This is a genomic window from Seonamhaeicola sp. NFXS20, from assembly GCF_049132085.1.
In the GTDB taxonomy this organism is placed as follows: domain Bacteria; phylum Bacteroidota; class Bacteroidia; order Flavobacteriales; family Flavobacteriaceae; genus Seonamhaeicola.
In genome coordinates, this window is sequence record NZ_JAFMPU010000001.1 from 159,924 (window position 1) to 173,855 (window position 13,932).

The following is a 13,932-nucleotide window of genomic DNA, read 5'->3' on the forward strand; positions in this document are numbered from 1 at the left end:
TAAGAGAAATAATAATTATTTTTTGTTACTGTATAATTGTGTTTTTTGGAATTACTGCATCTTTTTTTAGAACAACAATGCCATCTTTTATACAATAAGTGTCTGTTTCGGTATCTTCAAGGTGTGGGCCGCCATTTATTTTAACGTCATCACCTATACGGCAGTTTTTATCAATTATACAGTTTTTAATAAAACAGCGTTCTCCAACACCCATTAACACTTCAATTTTATTATTTTCCATTTCTTCTAGGGTTTCATAATAATCATTACCCATCATGTAGGTATTGATTACTGTAGATTCTTTTCCTATTCTAGATCTAATACCAATTACAGATTTTTCAATTTTAGATGCGCTAATAATACAACCTTCTGAAATTACAGTTCTATCTAAGATAGTGTCTGCAATTTTTGTGGTTGGAAGCATTCTAGCATGTGTGTATATGCGTTTATGTTTGTCATATAAATCAAATTTTGGGATATCATCGGTTAACCCTAAGTTAGCTTCAAAAAAAGATTCTACGGTTCCAATGTCTGTCCAATATCCTTCGTATTGATAACTTAGAGTTTTATGAGAATCTATAGCTTGGGGGATGATTTCTTTACCAAAGTCCATGGTTTCTTCATTTTTCATTAACTTAACTAATAAATCTCTATTAAAGATATATATACCCATTGAAGCTAAGTAATTACGACCTTGAGCTTTCATATCATCACTTACTTCAGAGGTCCACTCTGGTAGTAAGCTAGCATCAGGTTTTTCAACAAAAGAAGTAATTATGTGTTCTTGGTTTGCTTTAAGAATTCCAAACCCTGTTGCGTCTTTAGCATTTACAGGAATGGTAGCAATAGAAATTTCTGCACCACTTTCTTCATGGGCTTGAATCATTTTATCATAATCCATTTGATATAATTGGTCTCCAGATAAAATTAAAGCATATTCAAAATCATTACCTAAAAAATGATGCATGCTTTGTCTTACAGCGTCTGCTGTTCCTTGAAACCAAGTTTTATTGTCTGGGGTTTGTTCTGCAGCCAAAACATCAACAAATGCACTACTAAAAAAACTAAAATGATAGGTGTTTTTAATATGTTTATTTAGACCCGCAGAATTAAATTGTGTTAGCACATAAATACGTTTAATATCTACATTTAAACAATTTGAAATAGGAATATCTACCAACCGATATTTTCCTGCAATAGGAACTGCAGGTTTAGAGCGTTTTTCTGTTAAAGGATATAATCTAGAGCCCTGACCGCCACCTAAAATTATGGCTAAAACTTTATTATTAATCATATTTAGTTACTTTAATAGTTTGTAATGGATTTATATTAATGACTTGTAAAGATCTTCTGTTTGTTTTGCTATGGCAACCCAATCAAAGTAATCTTCAACACGCTTCCTGCCTTTTTCTGCCATTGAAGTTCTTAAGGTGTCATTGTTTATTACTTTGTTAATTCCATTAGCTAAATCTCTTGAAAATTTATCAGGGTCAATAGGTTCAAAAGGTGCTTCTTTTTGTTGTTCTAAAGGCACTAAAATTCCAGTTTCACCATCAACAATCACTTCTTTAATGCCCCCAACGGCACTTGCTACAACAGCGGTATTACATGCCATAGCTTCAATATTTATAATTCCGAAGGGTTCATAAATAGAAGGACAGCAGAATACATCGGCATGAGAATATAGCTGAATTATCTCTTCTTTAGTAACCATTTTGTCTATCCAGATAACGTTGTCTCTTGTTTTTTTAACTTGGTCAACGGCTTGCTTCATTTCTTCACCAATTTCTTTGGTATCTGGTGCGCCAGCACAAAGTACAACTTGAGTTTCTGGATCAATATATTTTATGGCGTTTACTAAGTGAATAATTCCTTTTTGGCGTGTAATGCGCCCCACAAAAAGCACATAGGGTTTGGTTTTATCAATACCATAAACATCTAAGGTTGAGGTTTCTGAAGTTTGGATATATTGCTGCAGATTAATGCCATTGTAAATTACCTTTACTTTATTTTCATCAACATTAAAATGTTTAATGACATCTTCTTTGGTTTCTTCTGAAACGGCAATAAGCGCATCGGCCATTTCAATGGCTGTTTTTTCAACCCATGAAGAAGCGTCGTAACCACGTCCTAATTGTTCGCGTTTCCATGGGCGTAATGGTTCTAAAGAATGGGTTGTAATTACAAGTGGTGTACCATAACAAAGCTTAGAGATAATGCCAGCAAAATGAGCATACCAAGTGTGGCAGTGAACAATATCGGCATCAACTGTATTGGCATTCATATGTAGGCTTGTACTAAGTGTTTTAAATACCGATTTTAGTTTGTCATCAGAATTTTTAAAAACACCATCTTCAAAAGGAAATCCTTTTACACTTAAATTACCATCTTTTAAATCTTGATCGCCAAAACATCTCACTTCTAAATCCATTAATTTAGATAATTCATCGGCTAAATATTCAACATGTACGCCTGCTCCACCATAAACATATGGTGGAAACTCTCTAGTGTAAAAAAGTGCTTTCATATAGATTTCTCGAAAATTCTATTACAAATAATTTTTGTTGTTTAGTGACGGCTTAAACCAAAACAAGTATATGACCGTTATCACATAAACTTACAAAAATATTGTTAATAACTTTGTTGAAATCTCATTTTTGAAGAAAAAAAAGCATTATTAAGGAAAATGAATTTTTTTGTTAAAGAAATTTAACAAAAGTCTAAATTTTCTGATAATATTTTATAAATTTTAATGAAGTCTTTATAAAATGAAAAAAATGATTTTAGGTAATTAAAACAAGATTATATTAATCATTCAGTTTAAGCACTGCCATAAAAGCTTGTTGTGGAATTTCTACATTACCAACCTGACGCATACGTTTTTTGCCCTTTTTTTGTTTTTCTAAAAGTTTACGCTTACGCGAAATATCACCACCATAACATTTTGCTGTAACATCTTTACGAAGTGCTTTTACGGTTTCTCTAGCAATAATTTTTGCGCCAATAGCAGCTTGAATAGGAATATCAAATTGTTGACGTGGAATTAATTCTTTTAATTTTTCACACATTTTTTTACCAATGGTGTGTGCATTATCGGCGTGTATTAAAGCAGAAAGTGCATCAACAGATTGTGCGTTTAACAAAACATCTAATCTTACTAATTTTGATTGTTTCATACCAATAGGGTGGTAATCAAAAGAAGCATATCCTTTTGATACGGTTTTTAATCTATCGTAAAAATCAAAAACTATTTCTGCCAGTGGCATATCAAAATTAAGTTCTACACGTTCTGTAGTTAAATAGGTTTGGTTGGTTATTTGTCCGCGTTTTTCAATACACAAACTCATAACATTACCAACAAAATCGGCTTTGGTAATAATGGTTGCTTTAATATAAGGTTCTTCAACACGGTTTAAGGTTGAAGGGTCTGGTAAATCAGATGGGTTATTTACAATAATAACCTCATCGGGGTTTTTATTGGTAAACGCGTGGTAGCTTACGTTTGGCACGGTTGTAATAACAGTCATATCAAACTCACGCTCTAAACGTTCTTGTATAATTTCCATATGAAGCATACCTAAAAACCCACAACGGAAACCAAAACCTAAAGCAGCAGAACTTTCTGGTTGAAATACTAAAGACGCGTCATTAAGTTGTAGTTTTTCCATAGAGGCTCTGAGCTCTTCAAAATCTTCAGTATCAACGGGGTAAATACCTGCAAAAACCATTGGTTTTACATCTTCAAAACCAGCAATAGCATTTTGGGTTGGGTTTACGGCATCTGTAATGGTATCACCTACTTTTACTTCTTTAGCTTCTTTTATACCTGTAATAACGTAACCTACATCGCCCGCTTTAATTTCTTGTTTAGGCAGTTGTTTTAATTTTAGTGTACCAACCTCATCGGCACCGTAGGTTTTACCAGTTGCAATAAATTTTATTTGCTGATTTTTTTTAATAGAACCATTTATAACTCTAAAGTAAGTTTCTACGCCACGAAAAGGGTTGTAAACCGAATCGAAAATTAAGGCCTGTAAAGGCTCATTAGGGTCTCCTTTAGGAGCAGGAATACGTTCTATAATAGCTTTTAAAATATTGTCTACACCAAAACCGGTTTTACCACTAGCGTGAATAACTTCTTCGGGGTCACAGCCTAACAGGTCTACAATATCATCTGTTACTTCTTCAGGGCTAGCACTAGGTAAATCTACTTTATTAAGAACAGGAATTATTTCTAAATCATTTTCTAAAGCCAAGTATAAGTTAGAAATGGTTTGTGCTTGTATGCTTTGTGCAGCATCAACAATAAGTAAGGCTCCCTCACAGGCAGCAATACTTCTAGAAACTTCATAACTAAAATCTACATGACCTGGGGTATCAATTAAATTAAGAACATATTTTTCTCCCTCATATTCATAATCCATTTGTATAGCATGACTCTTAATGGTAATACCGCGTTCTCGCTCTAAATCCATGTTATCAAGAAGTTGGTCTTGTTTTTCACGAGCGGTTACAGAACCCGTATAATCTAATAAACGGTCTGCCAAGGTACTTTTACCATGGTCTATGTGTGCTATAATACAAAAGTTTCTAATGTTCTTCATACCTGTTTCTTACTACAATAGAGGCGCAAAGATAGTTTAAATATTGAGTTTTTCACTATTACTGAAAAGCAATCAATCTTGCCATTCTGCAATAAATAGATTAGTATCTCTTCCGCCGCCATTATTTCTGTTAGAAGAGAATGCTAAATATTTACCGTTATTAGAAAACACAGGAAAGGCATCAAAGGTTTTACTATGGGTTACGCGTTCTAGGTTTTTACCGTCAATATCAATTAAATATAAGTTGAATGGAAAACCGCGTTCTGATTCAAAATTTGAAGAAAACAGAATTTTTTTTCCTGATGGATGAAAAAACGGGCTCCAATTAGCATTTCCTAAATCTGTTAATTGGCGTAAATCACTACCATCTGCATTACAAATGTATAATTCCATTTCGGTTGGTTCTACTAACCCTTCTGCTAAAAGCTCTTTGTATTCTTTAATTTCTTGTTCTGTTTTAGGTCTTGATGAGCGAAAAATTATTTTGCTTCCATCTGGCGAGAAAAATGCGCCTCCATCGTAACCCAATTCATTAGTAATTTGTTTTACATCGGTTCCATCTAAATTCATGGTGTATAATTCTAAATCGCCACTACGGGTTGAGGTAAATACAATTTTGTCGCCTTTTGGTGATACGGTTGGTTCTGCGTCGTAACCAGGTTCATGGGTTAATTGCTTTACAATATTTCCTTCTAAATCTGCCACAAAAATGTCATAAGAGTCATAAACGGGCCAAATGTATTTTCCGTTTTTTCTTAATGGGGTATCAGGGCAGTTTTCATCTGCTAAATGGGTTGATGCATAAATTATATGCTTGTTATCTGGTAAAAAATAAGAGCAGGTAGTTCTGCCTTTTCCGGTACTAACCATAGGTGGTGCCACAGAATCAAAAGTGTCGTTAAAATTCATTAAAAACATTTGGTCGCAACTCACATTCCATTTACTAAAGTTAGATTGAAATACTAATTTAGAATCATCAAAACTCCAGTAGGCCTCAGCATTATCACCTCCATGTGTTATTTGCCTAATAGATTTAAAGTGTTTTTCTCCAGGAAAAATTAATGGATTGTTTTCTGTTTCGGTTTTAACTTCCTTTTCTAATTCTAATGGTTTTTTTGATTGGTTTTTACAACCTATTATAATTAAAACCAGAATAATAACATATATCTTATGCATTGTAATGACTAAATTTGTATAAACGTAAATTTAAAAAAATGAAATATAGTAGCCTATTAATTTTTTTGTTGGTTTTTGTAGCTTGTAAAAAATCAGAACCTATTTCTATAAAAGATGATGTTATTTTTCTGTCTGATGACAAACTTGAAGGCCGGCAAACCGGTACGGTTGGCGAAAAAAAAGCAGCTACTTACATTGCTAATAGGTTTAAAAATTTAGGAATTGAAGCAAAAGGCACTCAAAACTATTTACAGCCTTTTACATTTAAGCCAAAAACCAATCCGCATCAAAAAGTAAATTACAATGTTACGGAAAGTGATAGTACCATAACCGGATTAAACGTTATAGGATTTTTAGATAATAACGCAGAAAACACAGTTGTAATAGGCGCACATTACGACCATTTGGGTTATGGAGCAGAAGGGTCTTTACACCGAGGTGAAAAAGCCATTCATAATGGTGCAGATGATAATGCTAGTGGCGTTGCTGTTTTATTAGATTTGGCTAAAAAACTAAAAGAAACCAATACTAATAACAACTATTTGTTTATTACTTTTTCTGGCGAAGAAATGGGACTATTGGGTTCAAACTATTTTGTAAAAAACCCAACTATTAATACTAAAAAGGTAAATTACATGATTAATATGGATATGGTAGGCAGACTTAAACAAGATAGTACTTTGGCGGTTTATGGCGTAGGAACTTCGCCAATATTTAAACAAACTGTAACTAGTAACAATGCTAACTTTAAACTAATTCCTAAAGAATCTGGTATTGGTCCTAGCGATCACACATCGTTTTACAATGCCAATATACCAGTGTTGCATTTTTTTACTGGCCAACATGAAGATTATCACAAACCTACCGATGATTATGACAAGCTTAATTACAAGGGTATGCAAACCATTTCTAATTATATTTTTGAAATTATTACCGATTTAGATGATAATGGAAAACTACCTTTTAGAAAAACTAAAAATGAAAGTGATAATACGCCACGATTTAAAGTGGTTTTAGGGGTGATTCCAGATTATTTATTTGATGGAAAGGGTATGCGTATTGATGGTATTTCTGAAGATAAACCAGCCCAAAAAGCAGGATTAAAAAAAGGTGATATTGTAATAAAATTAGGCGATAGTACGGTTACAGATTTAATGTCGTACATGAAGGCACTATCTGTTTTTGAAAAAGGTAATAAAACCCAAGTAGTTGTAGATAGAAAGGGTGAAAAGGTAGAAGTAGAAATTGAATTTTAGATTTGATTTAGTTAGGGAGATTTTCATTTTAAACCATTAAAACTTTTTAAAGTCATAAAGTATATTATTACACTATAATTTTCAATCAACTAAACTACCATGTTAAAACCTTTCAGCAAAATTACTAAACATACAATAAAAAGTGTTTTAGTTTTTATTATTGCCTTCTCCCCTTTTTTATTAACAGCCCAAAACAACAATTTAAATTTAGACATTGAAAAAACATATATACATACCGATAGGTCAACTTATATTTTAGGCGAAACCCTATGGTACAAAAGCTATACTGTATACGCCAAAAACAATTTACTTTTTGATAATAGTAAAATTTTATACGTAGAGTTAATTTCTTCAGACTCTACAATAATTGCTAGGAATAATACCAAACTAGTTGCCGGATTGGGTAATGGAGATTTTAAGCTAACTAAAGAAAACGGTATTAAACCCGGTAAATATCAAATAAGAGCTTATACTAATTGGAGTCGTAATTTTGGTGAAGATTTTGTTTATAAAAAAGAGATTGAAATTTTAAATGTATTTGAAAAGATTTCTAATGAAACTAACCCGTCTGTAGCAAACAAGAGTAATAGTTCTGTAGAAAATCAAGAAACAAAGTTTAAAATTCAGTTTTTTCCAGAAGGCGGTTCACTCATAGAAAATATTCCAAGTGTAGTAGCTTTTAAAGCGGTAGATTTAAATGGAAATCCAATAAAAGTACAAGGACAACTCTTAGATGCAAAAGGCGAAATAATTACTTTTTTTGCCAGTACGCATGATGGTATGGGGAAATTTCAATTTAATCCAAGTGGCGGTCAACAATACTTTGCTAAGGTTACAACAACTAGTTATGGAGAAACCAAAGAACAGCTTCCAATGGTTGTTGATGAAGGGTTTAGCTTAGGCTACAAAAACATAAAAGGCACAAAAGTTATTTCAATACAAACCAATGCTAAAACCCTACAGAAATATTCAAATAAACCATTTACAATTAGTTACCGTTCTAGAGGAGTGACATATTTAAAAGAAACTATAGAGTTATCAAATCCTAAAATATTTATTGAACTCCCTTTAAATAATCTACCAGAAGGTATTATTCAAATAACATTAATTGATGACCAACAACGCCCACAAAGCGAAAGATTGGTTTATGTTGAAAAAAACCACGATGTTGTAGTAGAATTAAATACAGACAAAACAATTTACAAACCAAAAGAGAAGGTTGCTGTTACAGTATCTTCTAAAAACAGTTTGGGTGAAGCTGTTGCTGCAAGTTTTTCAATTGCAGGAATAGACCTTAATGGCACTAAAAATGTAGATAATTACGTAACAAACATTAGTTCATATTTTTTAATGGAGTCTGATATTAAAGGAAAAGTACACAATCCAGGGTATTACTTTAATGTTAGTAACCCTACCAGATTTCAGCATTTAGACTTATTACTTTTAACACAGGGCTGGAGAGATTTTTTATGGAAAAACCAGTATAATTTTGAAGATTCTCCTTTGTATGAAGTTGAAAAAGGCATCACTATATCAGGAAGCGTAAAAAAACTTTTCGGAAAAAAACCAGTTGTTGGTAATACAGTGTCTCTATCTCTAATAGGTAATAGAAAAATAGAGGCATTTGATACTGTAACAGATGCTGAAGGAAAATTTAAGTTTAAAAATTTAGATATTGTAGGAACAGCTAGAATAAATCTAAAAACAAAAAACAAAAAAGGTAAAGAAACCGGAGTGTTAGTTTTAGATTCTATATTTAAAGAACCTATGGTTGTTAATTATACAGCAACAAACAATGAATTAAAAGTTTTACCACAAAAAAAAGTAACAGCTCAAAACATCTATAAAAAACATGTTGAGTTTAATGTAAAACCAGAAAACGTATTAGAAGAAGTTGAAATAATTGCTAAGAAAAAGACTGTAAATAGCTATTACGGGAAATTAGATTATTCATTTGATATAGATGAGAATTCAATTGGTTATTCAAATGTTTATCAGTTAATTGAAGCTACAATACCAAATGTAGTTGTTGAAGATACAGGAATTAGATTTATAAGAAATTCCGGAAATGCATTATTAGTTATTAACGGTAAAAGAACAGATTATATTAGTGATTTAGACTTCCTGTTGCCTGAAGATATCCTAAAGCTGGAGGCCTCTAATGGGGCAGTGGCAACCATGATTTTTGGTAACGAAGCCTCTAATGGGGTTATTATAATTTATACTAAGAAAAACACCGTGGGGCAAGCAAAAGAAAACCTTCAACTAATAGAAAAACAAATTGAAGGCTATCATCAAGCACGTATTTTTTACACTCCAAATTTAAATGAGGGTATTACTGAAGAAAATAGTGAAGATGCCATACGAAATACCATATACTGGAACCCCTATATTCACCCAAATAAAACAGGAATTTTTCAAGGAACTTATTACAATACCGCAGTAGAAACCAATGTAAAATTAACCTTAGAAGGTATTACTGCTACAGGCATACCTATTGTAGTTAACAAATATTACACTATTGAAGAATAGACATTTTTAAAACTTTTTTTAAAGCAAATAGGTTATATCTATTCTATTCTATGTGTGTTTTCATTATAAAAGCTATAATTTTGCACACCAATTTAGAATACAGTGGTAAAAATAGACAACATAGAACTTCCTGATTTTCCGTTACTTCTAGCACCTATGGAAGACGTTAGCGATCCGCCTTTTCGTGCTTTATGTAAAGAACAAGGAGCCGATGTTGTATATACCGAATTTGTATCTAGCGAAGGTTTAATACGTAACGCCGCTAAAAGCGTAATGAAGCTAGATATTTATGAAAAAGAACGTCCCGTAGGTATTCAAATATTTGGTTCTAATCTAGATAGCATGCTACAAACCATTGATATTGTAGAGAAATCTAACCCTGATATTATTGACATCAATTTTGGTTGTCCCGTAAAAAAAGTAGTGAGTAAAGGCGCCGGAGCAGGCATTTTAAAAGATGTGTGTTTAATGGAAAAGCTAACAGCTGAAATGGTAAAGCGCACCAATTTGCCTATTACAGTAAAAACAAGATTAGGTTGGGATCATGATTCTATAAAAATTGTTGAGGTTGCCGAAAGATTGCAGGATGTTGGTTGTAAAGCCATATCAATTCACGGGCGAACCCGAGCACAAATGTATAAAGGTAATGCCGATTGGAAACCTATTGCCGAGGTTAAAAATAACCCAAGAATGCATATTCCAGTTTTTGGAAATGGTGATGTTGATACCCCAGAAAAAGCAGCAGAAATGCGAGATAGTTACGGTTTAGATGGCGCCATGATTGGGCGTGCTAGTATTGGAAATCCGTGGTTTTTTAAACAGGTAAAACACTATTTTAAAACCGGAGAGCATTTACCACCCGTTTCTCTAGAAGAACGCGTAGAAGCTGCACGCCGCCACTTGCAAATGTCTATAGATTGGAAAGGTGAAAAGTTAGGAGTTTTTGAAACTCGACGCCATTACACTAACTATTTTAAAGGCATTCCACACTTTAAAGATTATCGTATGAAAATGGTAACTAGCGATGATGCTAAAGATGTTTTTGCAACTTTTGATGAGGTGTTAGATAAGTTTTCAGGATACAAGTTTACAACGTAAATATTCATAGGTTGTTTATGAAAAACCATATTAAAATTATTTACTGTACACAATGTAAATGGCTATTAAGAGCCACTTGGATGTCTCAAGAGTTGCTAACCACTTTTAGTGAAGATATTGATGCTTTAACCTTAGTTCCAGGAACTGGAGGTGTTTTTGAGATTTATGCCAATGATGTAAAAATTTGGTCTAGAAAAGAAATGAATGGCTTTCCCGAAATTAAAACGCTAAAAATAAAAGTAAGAGATGTTATAGCGCCACACAAAAATTTAGGGCATACAGAACGCCATAAATAATTAGTTAACCCGTTTGCTTGTAAGTTAAAAGCATTTTTTAACTTAGTGGTTTCCTAAAGTTATTCTTTCATATTAAAAAGTATTCACCATGATAAAACAAACGTTTTTGTTAGTCGGAATTTTAGTTTCTATTTTTACGCTTCAAGCCCAAGAACCCTATCAATTCACTGAGGTGATTAATTTGCAAACCACACCTGTAATTAGCCAAGGAAGAACAGGTACTTGCTGGAGTTTTTCAAGTACGTCGTTTTTAGAATCGGAAATTATAAGGCTTACCGGAAAACAAATTGACTTATCTGAAATGTACACCGTTAGAAATACCTATCCTGAAAAGGCAAAGAATTTTGTAATGCGACAAGGAAAAGCGCAATTTAGTGAAGGCGGATTAGCACATGATGTATTAAACTCGGTGGCAGCGCATGGTTTAGTACCAAACAGTGCTTTTAGTGGTTTGTTTGAGAATGAAACTAATCATAACCATGCCGAACTTGTTGCGGTGTTACGAAGCATGGTAGAAACTTACGCAAGTAATCCTGGAAAAAAATTAAGTAAAAAATGGGATGACGCTATAGATGCCGTATTATCTGTTTACTTAGGAAGCAACCCAGAAACGTTTAAATACGAGGGGAAAACATACACGCCAATGTCATTTTTAGAGATGACCACTTTAAACCCTTCAGACTATGTTAGCATAACATCGTTTACACATAAGCCATTTTATACAAGTTTTATTTTAAATATTCCTGATAACTGGAGCAATGGCAGTTTTTATAATGTGCCATTAAACGAGTTTATACAAATTATTGACTATGCTCTAGAAAATGGTTTTACTGTTGATTTAGATTGCGATGTAAGTGAGCGCACGTTTTCTTCAAAACATGGACTAGCAGTTATTCCGCAGCAAACCGAGAATAACCAAAAGGCTTTGGAAGGTATTTACCCAGAAAAAAATATAACTCAAGTTTATAGACAGGAGGAGTTTGAAAATTTCACCACTACCGATGATCATTTAATGCATATTACGGGCATGTTAAAAGATCAAAACGGTACTAAATACTATAAAGTAAAAAACAGTTGGGGTACTGATGCCAATAGAAATGCTAACGGTGGTTATGTTTATTTTAGCGAAAGCTATATGCGCTTAAAAGCCATTAGTATTACAGTACATAAAGATGCTGTTTCTAAAACACTTGCAGATAAGTTGTACATAGATTAAGAAATTGCTTTTGCAAACACACCTGAAAGAAGGATTGAACGGTATTTCAGCTTCTTGAAAAGAGCGAGTAGTGAAATATTAACCAATTAGTAAAGCCTGTTAGCCACTTCTTTTGTGACAACTTGCTCTATTAAATGTTTTTAATTAAAGATTTGGTTATTCTTGCAGAAGCAATTTTTGATGCTACTATACCTAAAACTGAAATGGTTAAAAACACCAAAAAGAGGTTAATCATTTTAATTTTTACTGGATACGGAAGCGTAGGTGTAATATAAATTTTAAGAAAATCTGGACCATAAATTTGGTTGCTGATAAGTATTAAGCCCAAAATTACACCAATAAAACCGCCAACAATACTCATTAAACTACCTTGGTAAAAAAATATCTTTCTAACATCTTTTAAATGAACTCCCATATTAAATAACGTGTTTAGGCTTTGCTTTTTGTCTAACATCATCATAATAAGCGAGCCTATTACGTTAAAAAAGGCAATGATTAAAACTAGGGTAAAAATAAGGTAAACGGCAAGATATTCTGTATTTAGCATTTTGTAGAGCGCATCATTTAGTTGGGCTCTATTTTTAACAACTACTTTGTCTCCTAAAACGGCTTTTATGTTTTGTTTTGTTGCTTCTATATCTGCCCCTTCTTTTAGTTTAAATTCTAAAGCAGAGATTTGATTGGGCTTGTAATTAAGTAATTTTTTAGCTAAATCTATAGAGGTGTAAACATAGTTGTCGTTTAGTTTTTCATTAATATAAAATACACCAACATTAACAGATCTAACAGTATTAAAAGCATTGCTTGTTGAGGTAATTTGCTTTTTTCCTGGTTTAGGAACATAGATGTTTATTGGTTTTGTGAAATCTAAAACACCTATAGATAAACTCTTTGCAATACCCCAACCTGTAACTATTTGATTAGATTTTTGATCTAACCAACTACCGTGGTCTATTTCAGATTCAATATTAACTACTTTTTGAAAATGTTCATCAACTCCTTTTATGGTAGCTAAAGTCTTTTTTTCATCAGAAGTTATTAATACACGTTCTTCAATAATTTTAGAATAAAGCGCAATGTTTTCTAAGTTGTTGAGTTTAGAAATGTCTTCATTAGTAAGTATAAACGATTTACCAGATGCTACTTCAGCCTTTAAATCGGGGTCAACAACACTAGAAAATTCTAAGGTAAAATCTTTTAAACCAGCAAAACCAGATAGTACTACAAATAAAGAAGCAGAGCCTAAAATAACTCCAATAAGTGCAATATAGGTTATAAAATTTATAGCATTATTAGAGCTCTTAGAGCGTAAGTAACGTTTTGCTATATATAGAGATACATTCAATTAAGACTTTTTTCTTTTATCAAGTAAATCTGGGTTTTTTAGTGGGTTGTCTAGCCCCTTTAAAGAACGCTCAATATTATCAATGTATTCTAAAGAATCATCAATAAAAAAATCTAAAGTAGGCATTCTTCTAAGTTGGTTTTTGGTGCGTTGTGCCAATTCATGCCTTATTGCAGGTGTATTTGTTTTAATACCTTCAATAAGTTCTTGGGCTTTATCATTAGGAAAAATGCTTAAATACACTTTAGCTACAGACAAATCTACAGTTACTGATACTTTAGTAACAGAAATGAGTACACCTTTTAAACCACCTTCTGTGGCGGCTCTTTGCAGTACGTCTACCAAATCACGTTGTAAAACCGATGCTATTTTTTTTTGTCTTTGACTCTCTTCCATAATGCAAAAGTAA

Annotated in this window: 11 protein-coding genes; 5 read left to right on the forward strand and 6 right to left on the reverse strand. The window is 32.7% G+C overall.

Annotated features, from left to right (window positions below):
* Positions 1–25: 25 nt before the first annotated feature.
* The 4 genes from J1D01_RS00745 to J1D01_RS00760 all read right to left on the reverse strand — a co-directional run bounded on the left by J1D01_RS00745 (position 26) and on the right by J1D01_RS00760 (position 5,780).
* Entirely contained in the window at positions 26–1,294 is a 1,269-nt protein-coding gene (locus J1D01_RS00745; RefSeq protein ID WP_372935581.1) for a glucose-1-phosphate adenylyltransferase, read from the reverse strand.
* Between the two features lie 30 nt (positions 1,295–1,324).
* Entirely contained in the window at positions 1,325–2,527 is a 1,203-nt protein-coding gene (glgA, locus tag J1D01_RS00750) for a glycogen synthase (protein WP_421149519.1), read from the reverse strand.
* Positions 2,528–2,807: 280 nt separating this feature from the next.
* Positions 2,808–4,604: a translation elongation factor 4 gene (gene lepA, locus J1D01_RS00755; protein ID WP_372935585.1), complete on the reverse strand. Its 1,797-nt coding sequence runs from the start codon at positions 4,602–4,604 to the stop codon at positions 2,808–2,810.
* Positions 4,605–4,676: 72 nt separating this feature from the next.
* A complete protein-coding gene (locus J1D01_RS00760; protein ID WP_421149520.1) occupies positions 4,677–5,780 on the reverse strand; it encodes a TolB family protein in 1,104 nt (367 codons plus the stop codon).
* Positions 5,781–5,818: 38 nt separating this feature from the next.
* Here J1D01_RS00760 and J1D01_RS00765 point away from each other — a divergent pair, with 38 nt between their 5' ends.
* From J1D01_RS00765 to J1D01_RS00785, 5 genes are all read left to right on the forward strand, one after another.
* On the forward strand, positions 5,819–7,036 hold the full coding sequence (locus tag J1D01_RS00765; protein ID WP_421149521.1) for a M20/M25/M40 family metallo-hydrolase: 1,218 nt from the start codon (positions 5,819–5,821) through the stop codon (positions 7,034–7,036).
* Between the two features lie 99 nt (positions 7,037–7,135).
* Positions 7,136–9,568 (forward strand): hypothetical protein, encoded by a 2,433-nt coding sequence (locus J1D01_RS00770; protein WP_421149522.1) that lies wholly within the window; start codon positions 7,136–7,138, stop codon positions 9,566–9,568.
* A 102-nt stretch (positions 9,569–9,670) separates the two neighbouring features.
* Positions 9,671–10,666 carry a tRNA dihydrouridine synthase DusB gene (dusB, locus tag J1D01_RS00775; RefSeq protein ID WP_421149523.1) on the forward strand — a complete coding sequence of 332 codons (996 nt, stop codon included), beginning with the start codon at positions 9,671–9,673 and terminating at the stop codon, positions 10,664–10,666.
* A gap of 17 nt (positions 10,667–10,683) precedes the next feature.
* Positions 10,684–10,962, forward strand: coding sequence for a SelT/SelW/SelH family protein (locus tag J1D01_RS00780; protein ID WP_372935596.1), 279 nt, complete (start codon positions 10,684–10,686; stop codon positions 10,960–10,962).
* Between the two features lie 91 nt (positions 10,963–11,053).
* Positions 11,054–12,178 carry an aminopeptidase C gene (locus tag J1D01_RS00785; RefSeq protein ID WP_421149796.1) on the forward strand — a complete coding sequence of 375 codons (1,125 nt, stop codon included), beginning with the start codon at positions 11,054–11,056 and terminating at the stop codon, positions 12,176–12,178.
* Between the two features lie 130 nt (positions 12,179–12,308).
* On the opposite strand, the gene J1D01_RS00790 is transcribed toward J1D01_RS00785, so the two are convergent.
* On the reverse strand, positions 12,309–13,523 hold the full coding sequence (locus J1D01_RS00790) for an ABC transporter permease (protein ID WP_372935873.1): 1,215 nt from the start codon (positions 13,521–13,523) through the stop codon (positions 12,309–12,311).
* Positions 13,524–13,919 carry a 30S ribosome-binding factor RbfA gene (rbfA, locus tag J1D01_RS00795; protein WP_372935871.1) on the reverse strand — a complete coding sequence of 132 codons (396 nt, stop codon included), beginning with the start codon at positions 13,917–13,919 and terminating at the stop codon, positions 13,524–13,526.
* Positions 13,920–13,932 lie beyond the last annotated feature (13 nt).